We start from the raw sequence: 14,356 nt of genomic DNA on the forward strand, positions 1-14,356 counted from the left end.
CAACAGGCCGTCATGCCTGCGTGCGGGTCAGTTCCTCCTCGACCTGGCCCAGGCGTTCCTTGCCAAAGAACATCTCGTCGCCGACGAAGAAGGTCGGGATGCCGAAGGCGCCGCGCTCCGCGGCAGCCTCGGTATTGGCCATCAGTTCGGCCTTCACTTCCGGGTCCTGGGTCGCCTCCAGGATCGCTCGGGCATCGAGGCCGGCAGCGTCCAGAACCTGGGCCACCACCGCCGGATCGTCCATCTTCTGGCCGTCCTCCCACATCGCCTTCAGCACGGTTTCCACATAGGCGTCGCCCACGCCCATCCGCCGCGCCGCCACCAGGCCGCGCGATATCAACAGTGTGTTGACCGGGAAATGCGGGTTGAACCGGAAGGCCGTGAGCCGGTGCCTGGCCACGAAGCGCTCGGTCTCTCGTCGCTCGTAGTCGAGCTTGCCCTTCACCGGGCCGAACGCGGCCATCGGCGGCTGGTTGTTGGTCAGCTTGAAGAGCCCCCCCAGGAGGCAGGGGATCAGGTTCAGCGTCGCTCCCGTCCTGCCGAGGAGATCGGGCAGCACCCGCCAAGACAGATAGGCGTTCGGGCTTCCAAAATCGAAGATGAAGTCGAGCGTTTTGGTGGCTGCGGTCTTGGTCATGGTCGGGGCCTCACCAGGTTTCGGTCCAGGGGCGGAGATCCAGCTCGTGCGTCCAGGCGGACCGCGGCTGGCGGTGCAGGGCGACGTAGTTCGCGGCGATGTCATCGGGCTTCAGGATGCGGTCTCCGGCCAGCAACTCCTCCACGTCGTTGCGGTTGGAGCGGGTGAAGACCCCGTCGATGGCCCCGTCGACGACGACATGGGCCACGTGGATGCCCTTGGGACCCAGTTCGCGCGCCGCGCTCTGCGCCATGATCCGCAGGCCCGCCTTGGCCGACGCGAAGGCCGAAAAGCCCTCGCGACCGCGCATGGAGGCGGTGGCGCCGGTGAACAGGATCGAGCCCGCTCCGCGCGGCGTCATCACCCGGGCAGCCTCACGCCCGGCCAGGAAGCCGGCGAAACAGGCCATCTCCCAGACCTTTGTGAAAACCCTCACGGTAGTGTCGGTCAGAGCGAACCGGACGTTCGCGCCGATGTTGAAGACCACGACCTCCAGGGGCCCGATCCCGGACTCGATACGGTCGACGAGGGCGATCATCTCGCCCTCCTCACGGGCATCGACCCCAAAGGCGTGCGCCGTGCCGCCGGCGTCGCGGATGGACTGCGCCAGCGCCTCGAGCTGCTCGAGGTTTCGGGCGCGCCGGGTGATGCAGACAGGGTGACCCTCACGGGCGAAGGCCCGGGCGATGGCGCTGCCGACACCGTCACCGGCCCCGATGACCAGACAGACGCCCTTGGCGCCGGATGAGGCTTGCTGGGGCATGCTTCCCTTTAAGTTTATTTTCTGGACTGACCATGGTATCGAATCTGGACCCTGTCAATCGAGAGGCGAGCACATGAAGTGGGACGACCTCGCGAAGGAGCGCTGCTCGGTCGCGCGCACGGTGGCCGTGATCGGCGACCGGTGGACACTGATGATCCTGCGCGACTGTTTCCTAGGGGTGCGGCGGTTCGAGGACTTCCAGGCCCGCCTGGGCATCTCTCGAACGATCACCGCAGAGCGACTGAAGACCCTGGTCGACCATGGCGTGCTGCTGAAGGTCGCCTACCAGGACCGACCGCCGCGATTCGAGTACCGACTGACCGAGAAGGGGCTGGACCTCTATCCGGTGATCATGGCCGTGGTGAACTTCGGCGACCGCCACTACGCCGGCGATGCCGGCGCGCCGCTGCTGCACAACCATCGTGCCTGCGGCTGCGACTTCCACCCCGTGATGACCTGCTCGGAGTGCCACGCTCCGGTGACCGCGCGCGACGTGAAGACCCGAGCCGGCCCCGGTTCAGCGCCCCGGGATCCAGCGTAGTCCGCTCCGCAGGGAGTGCGAAAATCGGGGGCCTTCGGCCAGGTCCGCAAGGGGCCGGAAGCCTGAACTGGCCTCGTGGCTGATACGGACCTTTCGACGCTGCGCGTGAAAGCCCTACGCCCGGCGGCCCGCCGTGCTGAGATTGTTGACGCCGAGCGCGGTCAGCGCGCCGGCGGCGATGCCTTCCGCGTCGAGACCGGCCTGGGCGTACATCAGGTCCGGCTTGTCCTGGTCCTGGAAGACGTCCGGCAGCACCAGCGTGCGGACCTTCAGGCCGCGATCCAGCGCGCCGTGCTCGGCCAGGGCCTGCAGCACGAAGCCGCCGAAGCCGCCCATCGCGCCTTCCTCGACGGTGATAAGGGCCTCGTGCTCGCGCGCCAGACGCAGGATCAGCTCGATATCGAGCGGCTTGGCGAAGCGGGCGTCGACCACGGTGGCGGTCAGGCCGCGCGCGGCCAGCAGGTCGGCGGCCTTGAGGCTTTCGCCAAGCCGGGTGCCGAACGACAGGATCGCTACGGCCGAACCTTCGCGGACGACACGGCCCTTGCCGATTTCCAGCGGTTCATTGACGGCCGGCATGTCCAGGCCAAGCCCCTCGCCACGCGGATAGCGGAAGGCGCTGGGACGGTCATCGATGGCGGCCGCAGTGGCGACCATCCGGGCCAGCTCGACCTCGTCGGCGGCGGCCATCAGGATCATGCCCGGCAGCGCGCCCATGAAGCCGATGTCGAAGCTGCCGGCGTGGGTCGGCCCGTCGGCGCCGACGAGGCCCGCCCGGTCCATCGCGAACCGCACCGGCAGGCGCTGGATCGCCACATCGTGGACCACCTGGTCGTAACCGCGCTGCAGGAAGGTGGAGTAGATCGCGCAGAACGGCTTCATCCCGTCCGCGGCCATGCCGGCGGCGAAGGTGACCGCGTGCTGCTCGGCGATGCCGACGTCGAAGGTGCGGTCCGGGAAGGCCTTGCCGAAAAGATCAAGACCCGTGCCCGAAGGCATGGCGGCGGTGACGGCGACGATGCGGTCGTCCTTCTCCGCCTCCTTGACGAGGGCCTGGGCGAACACCTTGGTGTAACCGGGAGGGCCGGCGGCGGCCTTGGCCTGCTCGCCGGTGATGACGTTGAACTTGACCACGCCGTGGTACTTGTCGGCGGCGTTCTCGGCCGGCGCGTAGCCCTTGCCCTTCTGGGTCACGACGTGAACCAGCACCGGCTTGCCCTCGAAGTCGCGGGCGTTCTTCAGCACCGGCGTCAGGGCGTCGAGGTCGTGGCCATCGATCGGCCCGACATAGTGGAAGCCGAGCTCCTCGAAGAAGGTCCCGCCCGTGACCATGCCGCGGGCGAACTCCTCGGCCTTGCCGATCGCCTTCTGCACGGGCTTGGGGAACGCCCCGGCGACCTGCTTGCCCAGCTTGCGCAGCGACTGGTAGCCGCCGCTGGAGACCATCCGCGCCAGATAGGCGCTCATCCCGCCGACCGGCGGGGCGATGGACATGTCGTTGTCGTTGAGGATGACGATCAGCTGTTTCGTCGTCTCGGCGGCGTTGTTCATCGCCTCATAGGCCATGCCCGCACTCATCGAGCCGTCGCCGATGATCGCCACGACCTTGTTGCTTTCCCCCTTGGCGTCGCGCGCGGCGCAGAAGCCCAGCGCGGCGGAGATGGAGGTCGCAGCGTGGGCCGCGCCGAACGGGTCGTATTCACTCTCCGCCCGCTTGGTGAAGCCCGACAGACCGCCGCCCGTGCGCAGGGTGCGGATACGATCGCGGCGGCCGGTGAGGATCTTGTGCGGATAGGCCTGGTGGCCGACGTCCCAGATGACGATGTCCTTCGGCGTCTCGAAGACGTGGTGCAGCGCGACGGTCAGCTCGACAACCCCCAGGCCCGCGCCCAAGTGTCCGCCCGTCACCGACACCGCATCAATGGTTTCGGCGCGCAGCTCCCCCGCCAGTTGCTTCAGCTCGGCGATCGAATAGCCGCGGATGTCGGCGGGCGACGAAACCTTGTCGAGCAGCGGCGTTGCGAGGGGCATGAAAAATCCGTCGATTACCAATGGCCGCGACGAAAGCGCGGTTACGAGTTGCGGTCCAGCACGAAATCCACCGACGCCCGCAAGGTTGCGGCACGGTCGCCGAACATGTCGAGATGAGCGCGGGTCTGGTCGGCCAGATGAGCCACCCGTTCCTTCGCCGCGTCTGTTCCCAGCAAGGTTACATAGTTTGTTTTGCCGCGGGCCGCATCCTTGCCGCCGGCCGCCTTGCCCAGTTCCTCGGGATCGCCTTCGGCATCCAGCAGATCGTCGACGATCTGGTAGGCCAGACCCAGATCCTGTGCAAAAGCCATCAAGGCGCTGCGCTCGGCGTCCTGGGCGTGAGCGATGATCAGCGGGATCTCGAAGGCGTAGGCGATCAGCGCGCCGGTCTTCAACCGCTGCATCCGGGCGACGCCGCCCAGATCCTCGCGGACGCCCAGCAGATCGATCATCTGGCCGCCGGCCATGCCCTGGGCGCCGGAGGCGAACGCCAGCTTGCGCACCAGTTCCGCCCGCACATTGCCGTCAGGGTGGGTGTCGGGATGGGCCATGATCTCGAAGGCTGCGGTCTGCAGCGCGTCCCCGGCGAGAATGGCCGTCGCCTCGTCATACTGCTTGTGAACCGTCGGCCGGCCCCGGCGGACGTCGTCGTCGTCCATCGCCGGCAGATCGTCATGGACGAGGCTGTAGGCGTGGATGCACTCCAGCGCGCAGGCGGCCCGCAGCACGGGCCGTTCCGGCAGGTCGAACATCTTGCCGGTCTCGATGGCGAAGAACGGCCGCAGGCGCTTGCCCGGCCCCAGCGCAGCGTAGCGCATCGCCTCCATCAGCCGGGTCTCGGGACCATCCGCGCGCGGCAGCAGTTCGTCGAGCGCGACCGTGACGATGTCAGCCGTCTCGGCGATGCGGCGCGCCAGACTCACGAGAAGTCGGCCGGCTCGACGCCGCTCGCACCGCCCTGATTCAGGACCACCTTCTCGACCCGCAGGCGGGCCTGCTCCAGCCGCGCTTCGCAATGGGCCTTCAACGCCGCGCCGCGCTCGTAGATCGAGATCGACTCCTCGAGCGGCGCGGAGCCCGATTCCAGCCGCTGGACGATCTTTTCCAGCTCGGCGAGGGCTTCCTCGAAGCTCATGGCGGCGGTGGCCGTGTCGATGGCGGGAGCGTCGGTCATGTCGTGTTCCAGGAGAGTCCGGCCAAACTAGAGGCGCGTGGCGAGGGGAGCAATCGACCGATTCCGGACCCGCGTTAATTCCGCTCGAAGCGTCGGGCCCGCCAGTAGTGAAATCCCTGGTCGTCGGTGCAGCGCCAGCCCTGACGTTTCAGGGCCTCGCCGATCATGGTGTTGAAGAAGCCGTGCGCCACGATCAGCACCGTCTGGCCGCCGGACGCCAGGTCCGCGACCAGGGCGGCGGCCTGTGCGGCGCGCGCCTCGGCCTCGGCGCGGCTCTCCTCCTCGCCATGGTGATTGAAGAACCACCACCAGAACCGCGAAATGAAGCCCCAGACGCGCGGCGACATCCGCCACCAGGCGGGAAACGGCGGCGGCGGCAACGGTGCCTCAATGAACATCGGATCGCGGGCGAAGCCTTTGTCGCCGCAGACGGCCAGGGCGGTTTCCATCGCGCGCGGCCGGGTTGAGGCGATGATCGTTCCGGCCTTGCCGGCGACAGACTTCAGGTCATCCGGCGGCGTCTGACCCGCAAGCAGACCCCTGGTTTCATAGGTATTCCACCAGCGGCGATAGCCTTCGGCGTTGAGCAGAATCTTCCGCGACAGGTCCGGTTCGCCGTGCCGGGCGAGAATCACGGCCCCGCTGCGCCCGTCGTTCGGGGGCGCGACAGCAGCGTCGGCGGCGAGCGGCTCGGCCATGATCCCCCTGGGCTGGCGGGAACGCTGCATCTGACGTGCTCCGTTTCCGGCGCCCGTCAGCCCTCCTGCAACGCCTGCACGTGCGCCAGGGCCGAACGCCCCAGCGCCTCCAAGTCGTAGCCACCCTCGAGGGACGACACAACCCGGCCGCCGGCGCGGCTGTTCGCCACCGAGACGATCGCCCGCGTCGCCCAGGCGAAGTCTTCCGCCTCCAGCGACTGGCTGGCCAGCGGGTCGCGGACATGGGCGTCGAAGCCGGCCGAGATCAGGATCAGGTCCGGCGCGAAGGCGTCGACGTGAACCATCAGTCCCTCGAACACCCGGCGCCACTTCTCGCGGGCCGAATGGGGACCGACCACGCCGTTGACGATATTGCCGACGCCCGTCTCGGATGCGTCGCCGGTGCCCGGGTAGAGCGGCCGCTGGTGGATCGAGGCCAGGAACAGGGTCGGGTCATTCTCGAAGGCGGCCTGCGTGCCGTTGCCGTGGTGGACGTCGAAGTCGACCACCGCCACCCGCGCCAGCCCTGCGGCCTGGGCCGCCCGCGCGGCGACCGCGAGATTGGAATAGATGCAGAAACCCATCGCCCGGTCCGGCTCGGCATGATGGCCCGGCGGTCGCACGGCGCAGAAGGCGCGGCGATGCTCACCGCCTGCGACCGCCCGAACAGCCGCCACCGCGGCGCCCGCGGCGCGGGAAGCCGCCTCCAGACTTCCGGGCCCCATCGCGGTATCGGGATCCAGCCGGGTCAGGCCGACGCCCTGCCCCGCGGTCTGAATGACGTCGAGAAAGGCTTGGGGATGGACTCGCAACAGGTCGTCGATCCCGACCATCGGCGCATCATGGCGCTCAAGGTCCAGGGTGGAGTCGTCGAGCGCCCCGACGACCGCCTCCAGCCGTTCTGGCCGTTCCGCATGGCCGGCGCCCTGTCGGTGGCCGAGCATCGCAGCATGGGTATAGAGGGCGAGGGACATGGCCCGACGCTAGCGCGGAACGCGACGGTCGCGAAGCCCGTCGCCCGACGGAACGGCGGCGCTGACGCGTGAAGGGCTTACGCTCATCGTTTTGGAGACGCCGGATGCGCCTTGTTTCCCTCATCGCCGCCCTCGCCGCGAGCCTGGCGATGGCCGGTCCGGCGCCGGCCGCGGACGCCGCATCGACGGCGCCCCTTGCCATCAGCGATTATGGAGCGCCGGGCAAATACAGCGTTGCGGTTCTGGAGGGTGAGTGGCGGGACGCCCGCCGGAACCGCAACGTGCCGTGGCTGATCCGCTATCCGCTGGGTGTCACCGGGCCGGTCCCGGTCGTGATCTTCTCGCACGGACTGGGCGGGTCGCGACGGGGCGCGGCCTACTACGCCGACCATCTCGCCAGCCACGGGTACGTCGTGGTCATGGTCCAGCATCCCGGCTCGGACGTCGCGATCTGGCAGAATATCCGGCCGGATCTCGGCAACGTCGATCGCGCGGCGCTGAACCGCGTGACAGCGGATCCGATGGTGACGATCCAACGCTTTCTCGACATTCCCTTCGCCCTCGACCAGCTGACGGCGATGACCGCCGCGCCCGGCCCATTGCAGGGCCTGCTGGACATGAGCCGCATCGGCATGTCCGGTCATTCCTTCGGCGCGGTGACCACCCAGGCGATGGCAGGTCAGGTCTATCCGAACGGACGGTCGATGCCCGAACCCCGATTCACGGCCTTCCTGGCGATGAGCCCCTCCGGCTCCCGCGATGGCACCGACGAAAGGGCGTTCGGCGGCGTCATCCGACCGTTCATGTCGCTGACCGGCACTGACGACAGCTTCACCCTCCGGAGCGACGAGAACGCCGCCGAGGTGGTCGCCGGTCGCCAGAAGCCGTTCGCCTTTGTCGGCGGCCCATCAGTGCTGGTGCTGCTCACCGATGGCGACCACATGGTCTTTTCCGGGCGGCAGGAGGTCGGCGGCGCACCGCGACCGAATGACGATCGCCACCGCCAGATCATCAAGGCCGCCTCGCTGGCATGGTGGGACGCCTGGCTGAAGGGCGATCCGGCGGCAAGGGCATGGCTGCGTGACGGCGGCATGGCCGACTTCGCCGGCGGCGACGCGGTCGTGAAATGGCGCGGGCCCGGCGGCTGACTCCACTTGAAAGGTCACGGGCGGACGTTATTCAGGCGGCCATGCCCGCCCCGATCATCCGCCGCGCCGGCCCCGACGACGCCCAGGCCCTCAGCCGCATCGGCGCCGAGACCTTCACCGAGACCTTCGGCCATCTCTATCCGCCGCAGGATCTGGCTGACTTCCTTGTCTACGCCTACGGCCTGGAGCGCACGCTGCGCGACCTGGCGGATCCGGCGAAGGCGGCCTGGCTGGTCGAGGCGGACGGCGAGGTCGTCGGCTACGCCCTGGCCGGGGACTGCGACCTGCCCCACGACGAGGTGACGTCGGCCTGCGGTGAATTGAAGCGACTCTATATGCTCAAGCGCTGTCAGGGCGACGGGACCGGCTCGCGCCTGCTGGCCGAGACGTTCGCCTGGCTCGAACGCGACGGCCCGCGCCGCCTCTGGATCGGCGTCTGGTCTGAGAACTACGGCGCGCAACGGCTGTACGCCCGCATGGGCTTTGAAAAGGCCGGCGAATACGAATTCATCGTCGGCCAGACCCGCGACCGGGAGTTCATTCTGCGGCGGGGGTAGCGTGCGTGGTTCGAGACGCTCGCTTGAAGCTCGCTCCTCACCATGACGGGCGCTGGTATTCGTCATCCTGAGGAGCGATCCCTCAGGATCGCGTCTCGAAGGACGCAATCGGCATCGGCGAAACTGGACAAGCCGGCGGTTGCCCCCCATCCTCTGTCAAACAACCGTTCGACACTGAGAGTCCGCCATGTTCATGCGCTTCTTCACCGAGCTTCGGGACGCCAAGGTTCCCGTGACTCTGAAGGAATACCTGATGCTCATGGAGGCGATGGACAAGGCGGTCATCGAGCACAAGGTCGAGGACTTCTACTACCTGTCCCGCTCCGCCCTGGTGAAGGACGAGAAGAACCTCGACAAGTTCGACCAGGTCTTCGGCCATGTGTTCAAGGGCCTGGAGATGGTCGGCGACGCGGGCAATCCGGAGATTCCGGCCGAGTGGCTCAAGCTCCTGACCGAGAAGTTCCTGACCGACGAGGAGAAGGCCGAGATCGAGGCCATGGGCGGCTTCGACAAGCTGATGGAGATGCTCCAGAAGCGGCTGGAAGAGCAGAAGAAGCGCCACGAAGGCGGCAACAAGATGATCGGCACCGGCGGCACCAGCCCGTTCGGCGCCAACGGCTACAATCCCGAAGGCGTGCGGATCGGCCAGGACAAGGGCCGCCACGGCAAGGCCGTGAAGGTCTGGGACAAGCGCGAATACAAGAACCTCGATGACAGCGTCGAGCTGGGCACCCGCAACATCAAGGTCGCCCTGCGCCGGCTGCGCAAGTTCGCCCGCGAAGGCGCGCCGGACGAGCTGGATCTCGACGGCACGATCAAGAACACCTCGCGCAAGGGCTACCTCGACATCACCATGCGCGCCGAGCGCCGCAACAAGATCAAGGTGCTGATCTTTTTCGACATCGGCGGCTCGATGGACAGCCACATCAAGCTCTGCGAGGAGCTGTTCAGCGCGGCCCGGACCGAGTTCAAGAACCTCGAGTTCTTCTACTTCCACAACTGCCTCTACGAGAGTGTGTGGAAGGACAACCGCCGTCGCCAGACGGAAAAGCAGAGCACCTGGGACGTGCTCCACAAGTTCCCCAGCGACTACAAGGTGATCTTCGTCGGCGACGCGACCATGAGCCCCTACGAGATCACCTATCCGGGCGGCAGCGTGGAGCACTGGAACGAGGAGCCCGGCGCCATCTGGGTCGACCGCGTCACCGAGATCTACAACAACGTCGTCTGGCTCAACCCGACCGCCGAACGTCACTGGGACTACACCCAGTCGATCGGGGTGATGAAACAGCTGGTCAACGACCGCATGTATCCGCTGACCATCGACGGACTGGACAAGGCGATGCGCGAGCTGGTCCGTGGCCGCTGACGCAGACGCCGGCGCCAACGCCGACCAGGTCGCCTACTGGAACGCCGCGGCCGGCGAGACCTGGGTGGCGATGCAGGACCGCCTCGACCGGCAGCTCGCGCCGCTGGGCCGGGCGGCGATGGACGTTCTCGACATCGCGGCGGACGAACGGCTGATCGACGTCGGCTGCGGCTGCGGCGCGACCAGCCTGGAGCTGGCGGCCGAGGTCGGCGACGACGGCTCGGTGCTCGGCGTCGACATCTCCGCCCCGATGCTGGCGGTGGCGCGCCGGCGGGCGAGCGAGCTCGGCCTCGGCAATGTCCGGTTCCTCGAGGCCGACGCCCAGACGCGGGCGTTCGCGGCCGGCGGGGCCGACGGCGTCTTTTCGCGCTTCGGGGTGATGTTCTTCTCCGACCCGACCGCGGCCTTCGTCAACCTGCGCAAGGCGCTGCGGCCGGATGGCCGGCTGGCGTTCGTCTGCTGGCGGCCCCTGCCGCTGAACGAGTGGATGATGCTGCCGATGCGCGCGGCGCTGCCGCACATGGCCGCGTCCCCGCCCCCGCCGATGCTCGACCCGCTCGCGCCGGGCCCGTTCGCCTTCGCCGACCCTGACCGGGTGCGCGGCATTCTCGGCGACGCCGGCTTCAGCGCCGTAACCATCGACGCCCACGACGCCCTGATCGGCGGCAATGACCTGGAGGAGACCATCTCCCTGTCCCTCCGCGTCGGCCCGCTCGGCATGATGCTGCGCGAGAACCCCGACAGCCGCGACGCGGTCATCGCGAGCCTGCGCGACGCCCTGGAGCCCCACGCCGGCCCCAGTGGCGTCTTCCTGCCCGCCGCCGTCTGGATCGTGACCGCGCGCGCCTAGAGCACCCAGCCCCCGTTCACGTCGCCGCCGCCGGTGTAGAGGTTGGCGGTGCTGGCGGCGTGGTTGCCGGTGATCTCGATGGCGAGATCGGCGACGCCATCGCCGTCGACGTCGAGCTGCAGCAGGGTCTTGCCGCCGTTCGCCTTGATCGTCGCCTGACCGGCCACGCCGGTGAACTTCGCCACGAAGGTGAACGCCTGGTCGTTGGCGAGATTGATGTTCGCGTCGATGGCGCTGAGGTCGATGCGGTCGCCTCCGGCGAAGCTCAGGTCGATGATCAGGTCGCGGTCAGCGGTCTGGCCGAGGCCTGAGCGGCGGATGTCGGCGTCGGTGAAGGCGAACGTGTCGCCGCCCGTGCCGCCGGTCAGCCGGTCGCCGCCCGCACCGCCGTAGAGGAAGTCGCCGTCCTGGCCGCCGTCGAGGCTGTCATTGCCGTTGCCGCCGTAGAGACTGTCCGCGCCGGCAAGGCCGCTCAGGACATCGGCGCCGTCCTGACCGAGCAGGGTGTTGCCGAGCGCGTTGCCGGTGATCGTGTTGGCCAGGGCGTTGCCTTCGCCGACCACGCCGCCGGCGAGGGTCAGGGTCTCGATGTTGGCTGACAGGGTGTAGCTGACCGATGCGGTGACGCTGTCGGTTCCGCCATTCACGCCCTCGGTGATCGCGTCGTCGGCGTCGTCGACGACGTAGCTGTCGTTGCCCGCCCCGCCGGCCATGCTGTCGACGCCCGTTCCGCCGTCGAGCGCATCGTTGCCGGCCCCGCCGATCAGGGTGTCGATGCCAGCGCCGCCGTTCAGGGTGTCGTTCTGCGCCCCGCCGTCCAGCGTATCGTCATCGTCGCCGCCGTTCAGCACGTCGTCGCCGCCCCCGCCATTCAGGGTGTCGTTGCCCGCCAGGCCGTTCAGGGTGTTGGCGGCGCTGTTGCCGGTGATGACGTTGGCCAGGGCGTTGCCTGTGCCGGTCAGCGCCCCGCCGTTGCCGAGGGTGAGGTTCTCGAGGCCCGCCCCAAGGGTCCAGGACACCCGGCTGATCACCAGATCGGTCCCGTCGCCGCCGGTCTCGTCGGTCGCATCGCCGGCGTCGTCGACGACATAGGTGTCGTTGCCCGTCCCGCCGGTCATGTCGTCGGCGCCGAGGCCGCCCTTGATGTAGTCGTCGCCGTCGCCGCCATCGATGATGTCGTCGCCCTCGCCGCCGTCGATCGTGTCGGCGCCGCCGCCCGCGCTGATCGTGTCCACGCCGCCCTGGCCGCTGATCGCGTCCACGCCGCCGGTGCCTGTCAGGGTGTCGTCGCCGGATGACGGCGTCGTCGAGATGGCGTCAAACGTGCCTTCGATGGGCAGGATCAGGCTGGTCGAGGCCGTGCCGCCCGCGCCGTCGTCGGCCGCCAGGGTGATGGTCGCCGAGGCCGGGGGCGTATCGGTGTTGGCGTAGAAGCTGACCGTGCTGGTTCCGTCGGTGTTCAGCAGGGCGGCGATCTGGGCGGCCGTGCCGGTGATCGACACGCTGGCCGTGCCGGAGCCGGACACGCTCGCGCCGCTGGTCCCGGCCGTGACGGCCAGCAGGCCGTAGGTCGTCGACAGGGTCACGGTGAGGACGTCGCCCGCGTCGGGGTCCGTCACAGTGAACCCGGTGTTCTTCAGGCTCAGCGCCACCTGCTCGACGGCCGAGGGGCCGACATTGAACACCTGCGCCCGGATGGCAAAGCCGGAGGTGTCAGGGGCGGTCGCGCTGGCGTCTCGCCAGGTGATCACGAACCCGCCGTTGGGCAGGGCCGTGATCTGCTGTTGATCCTGGGCGAGCGCCGTCGCCGTGTTGACCAGAATCTCGGTCCCGACCTTCGCACCGGCGGCGGTGAACACCTGGGCCTGGACGGCGGTGCCTGAGGTATCGGGGGCGGTCAGGCTGGCATCCGTCCAGGTCACGACAAACCCGCCGTTGGACAGGGCCGTAATTCGGGGGACGGTCTGGCCGTTGAGTGTGGCTGTGTTGACGAGAATTTCCGTCCCGACCTTCGCCCCGGCGGCGGTGAACACCTGCGCCCGGACGGCCTCGACGGAGGTGTCAGGGGCGGTCAGGCTGCCGTCCTGCCAGGTGACCACAAACCCGCCATTCGACAGGGCGGTGATCTGGGGAGCGGTCTGGCCGTTGGTGGTGGCCGTGTTGACCAGAAACTCGGTTCCGACCTTCGCCCCGGCGGCGGAGAACACCTGGGCGCGGACGGCATCGCTGGAGGAGTCGGGGGCCGTAAGGCTGGCGTCCTGCCAGGTGATCACGAACCCACCGTTCGACAGGGCGGTGATCTGGGCAGCAGACTGGTCGCCAGCCGTCGCGGTGTTGACGAGGATTTCGCCCCCCGTCATGGCGCCGGCAGCGGTGAACACCTGCGCCCGGACGGCTTTGCCGGTGGTGTCGGGAGCTGTGAGACTGCCGTCCTGCCAGGTGACCACGAACCCGCCGTTCGACAGGGCGGTGATCTGGGCAGCGATCTGGCCGCCGGCGGTGGCTGTGTTGACGAGAATCTCGGTCCCGACCATTGCCCCGGCTGGCGAGAACACCTGCGCACTGATGGCCGCGCCGCTGGGATCGCCGCCCGCGGTGCTGTTGTCTACCCAGGCGACCACGAACCCGCCGTCCGACAGCGCCTTGATCTGAGGATTAACCTGGGAGCTGGTATAAATGGAGTTGACGAGGATCTCGGTCCCAACCTTTGCCCCCGCGGCCGTGAACACCTGAGCGCGGATGGCGGTACTGGAGGTATCGGGGGCCGTCGCGCTTGCGTCCTGCCAGGTGACCACGAACCCGCCGTTGGACAGGGCGGTGATCTGTTGACGGTCCTGGAGGCTGGCCGTGGCCGTGTTGACGAGAATCTCGGTCCCGACCATCGCCCCGGCGGCCGTGAACACCTGCGCCCGGATGACGCTGTTGGTGCTGTCCGTCCAGGTGACCACGAAACCGCCGTTCGACAGGGTGGTGATCTGGGGGGCGGCCTGGTTGTTGGCAACGGCGGTATTGACGAGGATCTCCCCGCCCGTCCGAACCACCACCGGCGTGAACCCCACGCTCGGTCCGCCGGTTCCGGCGAACCCCTGCGGCTGGTCGCCGCCGGCCTTGGGGTCCAGGATCAGAGCTCCGGACGTCGATGCGCCCGGAGACGCAGCGCCATCCGCGCGAGCGGCCTGGCCCGCCGGAGACCGGCCCTCATCCGCGCGGATCGCCGCAAAGCCCGGGTCCGACTCAAACGCTGCACGACGCATTGCCAACACACTCACCGAATGGGTCTTCAGGGTGCCCGTCCCCGGCTCCCCGCACGGAGGTCCGGGCAGGCCGCGCCGGCCCGCCAACATCAAAACTTCGGCAGCCTGCATGCCCGGGCGTGGGGGCGTCCTGCAAGATCACAACGCCGAATTGGGGTGTCTGACCATACCCGATTTGAGGATTTCGCCCGCGGCGGGAGGGTGTTACCCGCAGGTTTCAACCTGCCCGCGATACCCGCCCCCGCGCAGCGCCTAGAGCACCCATCCCCCGTTCACATCGCCGCCGCCGGTGTAGAGGTTGGCGGTGGTGGCGGTGATGTTGCCGTTGATCTCGACGATCAGGTCGGCCTTGCGGTCGCC

13 protein-coding genes are annotated in these 14,356 nt (G+C 68.4%); 5 read left to right on the forward strand and 8 right to left on the reverse strand.

Features of this window, described 5'->3' with window-relative positions; translation table 11 throughout:
* Positions 1–10: 10 nt before the first annotated feature.
* The gene (locus tag AC3WJT_RS16265; RefSeq protein WP_492344173.1) at positions 11–637 is read right to left on the reverse strand and encodes a 2-hydroxychromene-2-carboxylate isomerase; all 627 of its coding nucleotides are present in this window, start codon (positions 635–637) and stop codon (positions 11–13) included.
* A 10-nt stretch (positions 638–647) separates the two neighbouring features.
* Positions 648–1,400 carry an SDR family NAD(P)-dependent oxidoreductase gene (locus AC3WJT_RS16270; RefSeq protein ID WP_492344174.1) on the reverse strand — a complete coding sequence of 251 codons (753 nt, stop codon included), beginning with the start codon at positions 1,398–1,400 and terminating at the stop codon, positions 648–650.
* 73 nt (positions 1,401–1,473) lie between these two features.
* Here AC3WJT_RS16270 and AC3WJT_RS16275 point away from each other — a divergent pair, with 73 nt between their 5' ends.
* Positions 1,474–1,941, forward strand: a complete 468-nt coding sequence (locus AC3WJT_RS16275) for a winged helix-turn-helix transcriptional regulator (RefSeq protein ID WP_492344175.1) — start codon at positions 1,474–1,476, stop codon at positions 1,939–1,941.
* A gap of 114 nt (positions 1,942–2,055) precedes the next feature.
* Here AC3WJT_RS16275 and dxs read toward each other — a convergent pair whose 3' ends face one another.
* The 5 genes from dxs to AC3WJT_RS16300 all read right to left on the reverse strand — a co-directional run bounded on the left by dxs (position 2,056) and on the right by AC3WJT_RS16300 (position 6,818).
* Positions 2,056–3,972: a 1-deoxy-D-xylulose-5-phosphate synthase gene (dxs, locus tag AC3WJT_RS16280; RefSeq protein WP_492344176.1), complete on the reverse strand. Its 1,917-nt coding sequence runs from the start codon at positions 3,970–3,972 to the stop codon at positions 2,056–2,058.
* A 41-nt stretch (positions 3,973–4,013) separates the two neighbouring features.
* Positions 4,014–4,895, reverse strand: a complete 882-nt coding sequence (locus AC3WJT_RS16285) for a polyprenyl synthetase family protein (RefSeq protein ID WP_492344177.1) — start codon at positions 4,893–4,895, stop codon at positions 4,014–4,016.
* Positions 4,892–5,146 carry an exodeoxyribonuclease VII small subunit gene (locus AC3WJT_RS16290; RefSeq protein ID WP_492344178.1) on the reverse strand — a complete coding sequence of 85 codons (255 nt, stop codon included), beginning with the start codon at positions 5,144–5,146 and terminating at the stop codon, positions 4,892–4,894. The genes AC3WJT_RS16285 and AC3WJT_RS16290 overlap by 4 nt, the downstream gene beginning before the upstream one ends.
* Positions 5,147–5,220: 74 nt before the next feature.
* Entirely contained in the window at positions 5,221–5,874 is a 654-nt protein-coding gene (locus tag AC3WJT_RS16295; protein ID WP_492344179.1) for a histidine phosphatase family protein, read from the reverse strand.
* Between the two features lie 26 nt (positions 5,875–5,900).
* Entirely contained in the window at positions 5,901–6,818 is a 918-nt protein-coding gene (locus AC3WJT_RS16300) for a histone deacetylase family protein (RefSeq protein ID WP_492344180.1), read from the reverse strand.
* Positions 6,819–6,922: 104 nt separating this feature from the next.
* Here AC3WJT_RS16300 and AC3WJT_RS16305 point away from each other — a divergent pair, with 104 nt between their 5' ends.
* The 4 genes from AC3WJT_RS16305 (at position 6,923) to AC3WJT_RS16320 (ending at position 10,742) form a co-directional block, all read left to right on the forward strand.
* Positions 6,923–7,966, forward strand: a complete 1,044-nt coding sequence (locus tag AC3WJT_RS16305; protein WP_492344181.1) for an alpha/beta hydrolase family protein — start codon at positions 6,923–6,925, stop codon at positions 7,964–7,966.
* 41 nt (positions 7,967–8,007) lie between these two features.
* Positions 8,008–8,523, forward strand: a complete 516-nt coding sequence (locus tag AC3WJT_RS16310; protein WP_492344182.1) for a GNAT family N-acetyltransferase — start codon at positions 8,008–8,010, stop codon at positions 8,521–8,523.
* A 187-nt stretch (positions 8,524–8,710) separates the two neighbouring features.
* The gene (locus tag AC3WJT_RS16315) at positions 8,711–9,892 is read left to right on the forward strand and encodes a vWA domain-containing protein (protein ID WP_492344183.1); all 1,182 of its coding nucleotides are present in this window, start codon (positions 8,711–8,713) and stop codon (positions 9,890–9,892) included.
* Positions 9,882–10,742 (forward strand): class I SAM-dependent methyltransferase, encoded by an 861-nt coding sequence (locus tag AC3WJT_RS16320; RefSeq protein WP_492344184.1) that lies wholly within the window; start codon positions 9,882–9,884, stop codon positions 10,740–10,742. Before AC3WJT_RS16315 ends, AC3WJT_RS16320 begins: the two co-directional genes overlap by 11 nt.
* Here the strand turns inward: AC3WJT_RS16320 and AC3WJT_RS16325 are convergent.
* Positions 10,739–13,996 carry a beta strand repeat-containing protein gene (locus tag AC3WJT_RS16325; protein ID WP_492344185.1) on the reverse strand — a complete coding sequence of 1,086 codons (3,258 nt, stop codon included), beginning with the start codon at positions 13,994–13,996 and terminating at the stop codon, positions 10,739–10,741. The genes AC3WJT_RS16320 and AC3WJT_RS16325 overlap by 4 nt on opposite strands.
* Positions 13,997–14,356 lie beyond the last annotated feature (360 nt).

This window comes from Caulobacter sp. FW305-C-30-S16, assembly GCF_058783025.1.

Excerpts from the sequence above, each read along its gene's own strand:
- AC3WJT_RS16265 (WP_492344173.1), bottom strand. The coding sequence starts at position 637 with ATGACCAAGACCGCAGCCACCAAAACGCTCGACTTCATCTTCGATTTT.
- AC3WJT_RS16270 (WP_492344174.1), bottom strand. The coding sequence starts at position 1,400 with ATGCCCCAGCAAGCCTCATCCGGCGCCAAGGGCGTCTGTCTGGTCATC.
- AC3WJT_RS16275 (WP_492344175.1), top strand. The coding sequence starts at position 1,474 with ATGAAGTGGGACGACCTCGCGAAGGAGCGCTGCTCGGTCGCGCGCACG.
- dxs (WP_492344176.1), bottom strand. The coding sequence starts at position 3,972 with ATGCCCCTCGCAACGCCGCTGCTCGACAAGGTTTCGTCGCCCGCCGAC.
- AC3WJT_RS16290 (WP_492344178.1), bottom strand. The coding sequence starts at position 5,146 with ATGACCGACGCTCCCGCCATCGACACGGCCACCGCCGCCATGAGCTTC.
- AC3WJT_RS16295 (WP_492344179.1), bottom strand. The coding sequence starts at position 5,874 with ATGCAGCGTTCCCGCCAGCCCAGGGGGATCATGGCCGAGCCGCTCGCC.
- AC3WJT_RS16300 (WP_492344180.1), bottom strand. The coding sequence starts at position 6,818 with ATGTCCCTCGCCCTCTATACCCATGCTGCGATGCTCGGCCACCGACAG.
- AC3WJT_RS16305 (WP_492344181.1), top strand. The coding sequence starts at position 6,923 with ATGCGCCTTGTTTCCCTCATCGCCGCCCTCGCCGCGAGCCTGGCGATG.
- AC3WJT_RS16310 (WP_492344182.1), top strand. The coding sequence starts at position 8,008 with ATGCCCGCCCCGATCATCCGCCGCGCCGGCCCCGACGACGCCCAGGCC.
- AC3WJT_RS16315 (WP_492344183.1), top strand. The coding sequence starts at position 8,711 with ATGTTCATGCGCTTCTTCACCGAGCTTCGGGACGCCAAGGTTCCCGTG.
- AC3WJT_RS16325 (WP_492344185.1), bottom strand. The coding sequence starts at position 13,996 with ATGCGTCGTGCAGCGTTTGAGTCGGACCCGGGCTTTGCGGCGATCCGC.